7 protein-coding genes and 1 pseudogene are annotated in these 7627 nt (G+C 32.3%); all 8 read left to right on the plus strand.

The window, feature by feature from the left end:
- Positions 1–11 precede the first annotated feature (11 nt).
- Entirely contained in the window at positions 12–539 is a 528-nt protein-coding gene (locus ACO6FI_RS12795; RefSeq protein ID WP_485457672.1) for an FHA domain-containing protein, read from the plus strand.
- A gap of 5 nt (positions 540–544) precedes the next feature.
- The gene (locus tag ACO6FI_RS12800; RefSeq protein WP_008752379.1) at positions 545–1036 is read left to right on the plus strand and encodes an FHA domain-containing protein; all 492 of its coding nucleotides are present in this window, start codon (positions 545–547) and stop codon (positions 1034–1036) included.
- A 61-nt stretch (positions 1037–1097) separates the two neighbouring features.
- Positions 1098–1922, plus strand: coding sequence for a PP2C family protein-serine/threonine phosphatase (locus ACO6FI_RS12805; protein ID WP_314766539.1), 825 nt, complete (start codon positions 1098–1100; stop codon positions 1920–1922).
- 14 nt (positions 1923–1936) lie between these two features.
- On the plus strand, positions 1937–3787 hold the full coding sequence (locus ACO6FI_RS12810) for a PP2C family protein-serine/threonine phosphatase (RefSeq protein WP_485457669.1): 1851 nt from the start codon (positions 1937–1939) through the stop codon (positions 3785–3787).
- Positions 3788–3853: 66 nt separating this feature from the next.
- Positions 3854–5155, plus strand: a complete 1302-nt coding sequence (locus ACO6FI_RS12815) for a hypothetical protein (protein WP_485457670.1) — start codon at positions 3854–3856, stop codon at positions 5153–5155.
- 26 nt (positions 5156–5181) lie between these two features.
- Positions 5182–6597 (plus strand): DUF4280 domain-containing protein, encoded by a 1416-nt coding sequence (locus ACO6FI_RS12820; protein WP_485457671.1) that lies wholly within the window; start codon positions 5182–5184, stop codon positions 6595–6597.
- A gap of 135 nt (positions 6598–6732) precedes the next feature.
- Positions 6733–7317 carry a leucine-rich repeat domain-containing protein gene (locus tag ACO6FI_RS12825; protein WP_243114030.1) on the plus strand — a complete coding sequence of 195 codons (585 nt, stop codon included), beginning with the start codon at positions 6733–6735 and terminating at the stop codon, positions 7315–7317.
- Between the two features lie 96 nt (positions 7318–7413).
- A pseudogene (locus ACO6FI_RS12830) lies at positions 7414–7627 on the plus strand (hypothetical protein); the annotation flags it as partial.

Below are 7627 nucleotides of genomic sequence, written 5' to 3' on the forward strand. Positions count from 1 at the left end.
AACGGGAATATATGAATAAAAGATTTTTTCTTGATATTTCAGGAATATTTGCAGCGGTTTTGTGTGTTATAATCACTATATTTTTTGGAAGAGGATCAAAGGGTGAATATATATTTTATATGTTTTCTTTTTTAATTTCAGGTTCTTTAATCTGTTTTTCTTTAAAGGATTTTCCTTTTAGAAAAGAAAAGATACAAGATAAATTTTTGTCGGAGCTTGTTCTTTTAAGCGAAGAGGATACTGTTGTAAAAACATGGAATATTTTGGGAAAGAACTCTTTGGTAATAGGAAAGAAGAATAAAGAAGAGTATATAGATATAGATTTATCAGATACTTATTTTTCAGGAACCGTAAGTGATATTCATGCGATACTTAACTATGTGGACGGATTTTGGTATATAGAAGATATGCAAAGTAAGAACGGAACACAGATTAAGGGCTGTTTAGAGAATAAGCTTTATAATATTAAAGACGGACAGAGTAAACTGACAAAAAAAGACTATATTTTTATAGGACTTAATAAACTACAGATAAGGTAAGAAAAATGGGGAATTTAATACGATGTAAAAACGGACATATGTTTTCAAAAAGAAGATACGGAAATATTTGTCCGTACTGCAATATGGACATGACTGAAAGAAAAGAACTTGAAGAGTCGTTTGATGATAATGAGCTTGAAGAAAGCTTAATAAGGATAAAAACTAAACCGGTATGTGCATGGCTTGTTTGTATTAAGGGACCAAGATACGGAAAAGACTATCGTATAGTATTTGGAAAAAACTATATCGGGAGAACGGATGCCATGGATATACAAATTATTGGAGATAATGCCATAAAGCAGGAAAATCATGCTATTTTATCTTTTGATGAAAAAGATCTTGAAGCGACACTTATCTGTACAGAAGGTGGAGGCATTACTTACTTAAATGGCAAAGCCGTTTATACTCCGCAGATACTTGAAACCTATGATGTAATTACCATGGGTGAGAGTGAGTTTTTATATATTGCTTTATGTGGAAAGCAGTTTTCATGGTAAAAATTAATAAAGTACTGATTAAGTCAGTAATTCCTATAAAAATATTAAGGGGAAAACAGATATGGGAACTGCTTTTTGGATAGCTTTAGTCTTTATTTTAATCGCTTTTGGCATTTTGATATGTAGATTTTTTATATGGATTAAAGAAGAAAAAATCAGGATATATGACATAGGGGCTTTGCTTGATATAGGAAAAAAACAGGTTCAAGCAAATGCATACGGATTCAAACCGGAAAAAGACAGACTTATGGCGATACTTAGTGCGGGGGAGGGAAAAGAGTATGCAGGAAAAGTTGCAGCACTGACTACAGTAAGAACCTTTACAAAACTTTATAATCGCTATGATAATAACCAAAGTAGCAGGTATTTCTTTGAAAGAGCATATGAGACCGCTAATATGAATGTATTAAATGCACTTAGAGGGGAAAACGGAAGGGCATATGCAGCATGTCTAATGCTTAGAGGAAATCTTTTAAGTTATGCCATTATGGGACATATAAATATTTATATTTTTCGTAAAAAAGAGCTTATACTTCTTAGTAGGGGACAGATAATGGAAGAACTTATAAAAGAAAAGGTAAATAAGGGACTTTTAAGTAAGGAGGCAGCCCTTAGAATTTCTGATACAAATAAGGCATATAACTATATAGGAAGAGATGACTATATGAAGCCGCTTATAAGCAAGGAAGAAATAAAACTGAAAAGAAAAGATATGGTTGTTATAATAAATGCCGGAGTAGAGAAAAAAATTTCCATTAGAGAACTTGAAATTATCCTTTCAAAGAAACATGGGTGTAAGAAAACGGCAAAAGAGATTATTGAAACCATAAAAAAGAAAGATACAAAAGATTTGGACAATCTTGGACTGATACTTATAAGGATTTAGGAGGCTAGGAGAAAATGCGTAAGCAAAACAGCAAATTTAACACAAACTTTATTTCAGAAGAAGGCAGTTCATTAAAAAACAGTGATTTTTTTGCTTATGCTGAACTTGACAATTTTGCATGCTATGTGCTTGCAGACGGTATTGAAGATGTGGCGGATAGTGAGTCTGCAAAGGAAGCAGTGGAAAGTATCATTGCAAAATTTCAGGAGAAGCCATCTATATCAAAGGGGAAGATACATGGATATTTAAAACATGCCAATGAAGTTCTTTTAAAAGCTGAAAAATATATGAAGCTTAAAGCATCAATTGTGGTTGCAATAACTGACTATGAGAATGTACGATTTGGTTATGCCGGGAATGTAAGAGCAAAGCTTTATAGAAATAATAAGACGTTTTATAAGACTATAGATACGTCACTAAGTAGTGAAATGGTATCAAAGGAGATGATTAGTGAAGATGCCTTGTCAAGACATGAGCAAAGAAGCAATCTATATACCTTTTTAGGGCAAAAAGGATTTTCACCGGTGATATCAGGAAAGATAAAACTTGTTGATACAGATATTTTAATTCTTTATACCAAAGGGGTTTGGGAAAACGTATCAGAAGGAGAGATTGACAACATTTTTGCTGAAAGCGGAAAGGATCCGAAAGATGCTCTTTTAAAGGTTGAAGCCGTACTTCTTGATAAAAATTTAGGATATATTGATAACTATACGATTGCAGGTATTTATATTGACAAGGTATTTATTGAATCGGATACAAAAAAGAAAAAGAGAAGGAAACTTATTTTGATAGTATCGATTGCATCTGTAGTTGTAATACTTGGAGCGATTATTGCTCTTTACTTTTATAAAAAATACACAAGAGAACTTAAAGAAGACATGAATACACACTATGAAAAGATGCTTAAATTTATAGAAATGGAAAACTATACAAAGGCGGATACCGAGTGTGAGGAGTCCATAAAAAAGGCTGAAAGTCTTAGAAACAAGGAAATGAAAGAACTTTTATATCATTATGAGCAGGTTATAGAGGGTATAATTGAAGCGGACGAAAAGTATGATGCCAAAAGCTACAAAGAAGCTAAACCGTTGTATGAGCTTATACTTAGTGAAATTCCATACGCTGACAATGCCGGACTTTCATATGTAAGAAAGAGACTTGACTTTATTTCAGGATATGAAAGTGTAAATTTAAGTCTTGATAACGGAGATATACTTTTTGATTCGGAAATATATGATAAAGCAAGAGAAAGGTATGTGGATGCAAAGACTGAAGCAAGAGATATAGGATATGAAGAAGGCAAGTTAAAGGCTGAAGCAAAACTTTTAGCAGTGGATCAAGCCATTGCAAAGAAAGATGAAGGAAAGCAGGCGGAAGCTGACAAACAGTCACAAAATCTAAAATCTGCAAATGATATGTTAAGCGCAGGAGATGAGGCTTTAAGTAAAGGAGATTTTTTGTCAGCAAGGGCTAATTATAATACTGCAAAGGATATTTTGGAAAAATCGGGTGAGAGTGCAGGACTGTCGGAACTTGAGCAAAAGATATCCACAGCGGACAAGAAAATAAGCGAAGGAGATGAAGAGAAAAATAAAGCCGGAGGATATGCAGTTACAGCAGATGAGGCATTCTTAAGAGGAGACTTTGAAAGTGCAAGAGAGAATTACGAGTATGCCAGAAGATTATATGTAAAATTAAAGGATGAGATAAATACCATAGAAATGGATAAAAAGCTTAATGATGTGCAAAAAAGAATTGATGAAAAAGAAAAAGAAGAATCAAAGGCGGCACAATCAGAAGCACAAACCACACAGCCAAAAACAAGTGAAACGGAATCCTCTTCAAGTTTAAGTGCTGAGTAATCCGGTATTTATTTAAAGCTTATGTATTGTTAATTAGTATTTTTCTATTAAAAGAGGTGCTTTCAGATGGATAAGGTATGCTTGGATGAGTTTGATATAAAGAAATATGTAAAGGACAGACTTTCAGAAATAAAAGAAGAAGATGAGTATGTCTTTGCAAAAAGTGTTTTATATGACGGTCTTTACAGGATGAGTGAGGTTTTTGAAGAAAGATATAAATCACTGTATAAAAAGGTATATGATGAGCTTGAGAGCAAAGAGGAGAGCTACGAGATTGCGATACTTTTACTTTCAAAAAATGAGAATACATTTTTAAGGATGTTTTTTCCGATATCAGATTTGGATGTAATAGAGGATAAGGAAGACGATATTAAAGAAGGTTTTAAAGAAGAGTGTATGGAAGGTAAAAATTCTATAAAAACCGTTTATCTTAATGCAGCCGACAGTGTATGCAGGGCTTTTTTACAAGAAAATATAAGAGTAAGTTTTACAAATAACAAAGAAAAACATACACTTTTGGTACAACCTAAAAAGGCTCTTCGATACAGGAAAGAAGTAGGAAAACTTTATGAAACCTTTTCTTATAACGGACTTAGATGGAATACGGTAAATACCGCATACCTTGACCGCTTTTTTGATATAGACCTGTCAGGACTTCCCCAAAATGCAAGAGATGTCGAAGTGGACTATGGAAAATATGCCGATATGATAGAAGAAGAACTTTATCCTGTATGGAACATAGAAAAAAATGTATTTAAGAGCAGTACATTTTTAAGTCCAAGTAAAGACGGATTATACTATGAACGTGAAATGATTAGGCAAAAAGATAAGGAGATTATCTTACGACTGATACAAAAGACTGGAGGAATGGTAGGAATAAGACAGGAAGAAGAAAAGATTATAGTAAAGTCATATGAAGAAAGCTATTCTGATTTGGAAGGGTATAATATATTTGATATAAGATATACAAAAGAAGAATTGCCAATCGGCTTAATAAGCAATAAAAGAAAAGAAGGAATGATTGGTCGCCTTCTAAATAAGGCCAAAGAAAAAATCCATACCGAAGCGGAAATAGAAAGGATTATTGAAGAGCTTGATATTGAAGAGTATGTATCTCTTAAATCCTGTGAAAGATTGGCAACAAACAAAGCGTTTTTAGAAGAAATGAAAATCCTGCCGGATATGAATAACTTTACAAATGAGAATTTCCAACTAACAGATGAAAGTCCTAAACTTATTTTAAGGTTTTTAAGAAACAGTGACAGCAACCTTTGCGAAGCAATGGTAAGATATGCCATATCACAGTTACAGATAAGCTTTGATGAATATATCTGTATAGGAGTTTTGGAAAACAGTTATAGTCTATAATGGTGACAGATAAGAGGATAATGCCTATGTCAGATAATATTGATAAAATGTATGAACAGCAGTTAATAAATGGTCCGGTAAGTAAAGAGTACGTAGTCAGGGGAGCGGAAGTATCATGTAAATACGGAAGTAAAACCTGTGTACTAAATTTATCAAGGGATCATGGCTCTTATACTTCGGATGGAAGACCGTTAATTATGAAGGGAGATAGTAAACCTACCAATATAAGCAGTTTTGGAATGTGTAATAAAGATAAAAGTAAACCTTGTAAATGTGTTCCGAAACTAAGAGAATGGTCCGTAATTGAAAGTAAGAAGCTATATATAGTAGATCCTAAAACTAATGAGTGTGCTGAGGCAGTTACACAAGATTCTATAACATTATGTGAAAAAGGTGGAATAGTTTCATTCAAAACATCAGGGCAAGCCACACCAAGCTACGGTAATGTAAAGGTAAAAGGAGCAGTAGAAATAGTCGAGGATGAAAAAGGAAGCTGGAGACGACCGAGAGATAAAAAGGACTTTGTAGGTCATGTAAAAGTGGAGCATTCAGGTGTATACAACTTTGTTATAACCATAAATGAAACCGGAAATAGAGCTATGGGAACTGTATATGTATATTCATATAATATATTAGGATACGTAACGCATATTGATGAATATATTGTAAAGAAAAAAATAAAAGAAAATGGGGAAAGTGAGCGTTATGTTGAGGTTATTTTAAATAGAAATAAGGATTACTACTTTGAAGTGGATATTCAAAATACAGATAAAATAGAGTATGAGTTAAAAGGGAATTTAGATAAGCATAGGTTGAAAATCATAAATGCTGTAAAGAAAGAAATATCGGGAGTTTGGATTATTGATAAAAAATATCAAGACACATACAAGGAAAATTATGATAATGTTGTGAAAGAAAATAAACATGGAATTACAAGGGCTATATATTATCTTAGTCCATGGTATGTAGTGCTTTTGGGAGGATTAATTGATAGAATAATAGAATCAGGAGAGTTATCAACACTGTTAAGTAATATTCTTAATATGAGTATAACGGGCTTAGGAGCAAGGTATACAAAGGCAGGAGTACTACTTGCAATATTATTACTTGGGTTTGATAATTTAAACAATTATGAACTTAAAAGAGTTAAAAACAAGCTACAAAAATACATCATGACAAATACTTATTTAAAAATAGAAATAAAGAATAAAGATTATTCAGATAGATGGGTTTATGAATCAGAGAGTTTAAGTATATGGGATGATAAATATCATTATAATTTTTCAGAATGTCCTGCACTGAATATTGGAACAGAATTAGAAGGTCCAAAGTACGAGAAAGGAAACTTTGGATTGTTATATAATTTTGACACGAGTGCAAATATAGAGAAAATGATAGAGGAATTAAAAGATATAGCATCAGATATTATAAATGCGAGGTAATAAATGAGGAATTATAAAAGGAGAAAAAAAATTATATTAGTTATATTTATAGCTATTTTAACTTACATATGCTTGAACTTTCAGTCTAAGTTTATAATCAAGGATAATGTTCTACTGGAATATAAAAGAGGGATTTTGGCAGATATTATGCCCAAAAAGGAAATTGAGATTCCATATGGTGTGACAGAGATTAGAGAAAAAGCTTTTAAAAATTGTTCAGAGTTAAAAAAAGTAGTTATACCTGATAGTGTGGTAAAAATTAATTCTTGTGCTTTTTTAGATTGTAAAAACTTAATAGAGGTTAAGTTACCTAAAAATTTAACAGAAATACCATTTGCTTGTTTTTCAGGTTGTAAACAATTAAGAACAGTAGTTCTAAATGAAAAATTAGATAATATTGACATGTTTGCTTTTGCTAATTGCAAGGATTTGGAGTATATAGATTTCCCAAACAGTATTAGGAAAATAGATGAATTTTCATTTTGTTATACCGGTTTAAAAAAAGTAGAACTTCCGGAAGGCTTGGAATATATAGGTGGAGAGGTATTTATGGGTGCTGAAAAATTAGAAGAGATAAAGTTCCCAAAGTCACTGGAAATAATAGATGCAAAAGGCTATCTTTTTGATGAGTGCCCAAACCTAAAAAAGATAATATTACCAAAGGGTTTTGATTTGGATTTAGTATACGATGATACTGTAAGTATAGAATATTATGACTAAAAATATGGTAAAGATGAAGGCATTTGCAGTAGAAAAAGCTTTGGCTAAGGAGATAGACTTGAAAGTAAATAAGATATTAATTAAAAGGAGCAACGTATGAACTGCATATGGGAGATAGTATTAAAAGCACAAAAAAGCGGATATAACTTAGAAGATCTTAGATTTAGAAACAGCGAGAGTCCAAGTCCTTATACTGAAAGCTCATTTGATTTTCTGAATTCAGATACTATTGAGGAAAATGAAATTGAAGTAAATCCTTTGTATCGTTTTGCAAATGAACTGGGGGAGATTTTTCTGCCGGATGTAGAGG

Source organism: Lachnoanaerobaculum sp. (assembly GCF_057250505.1).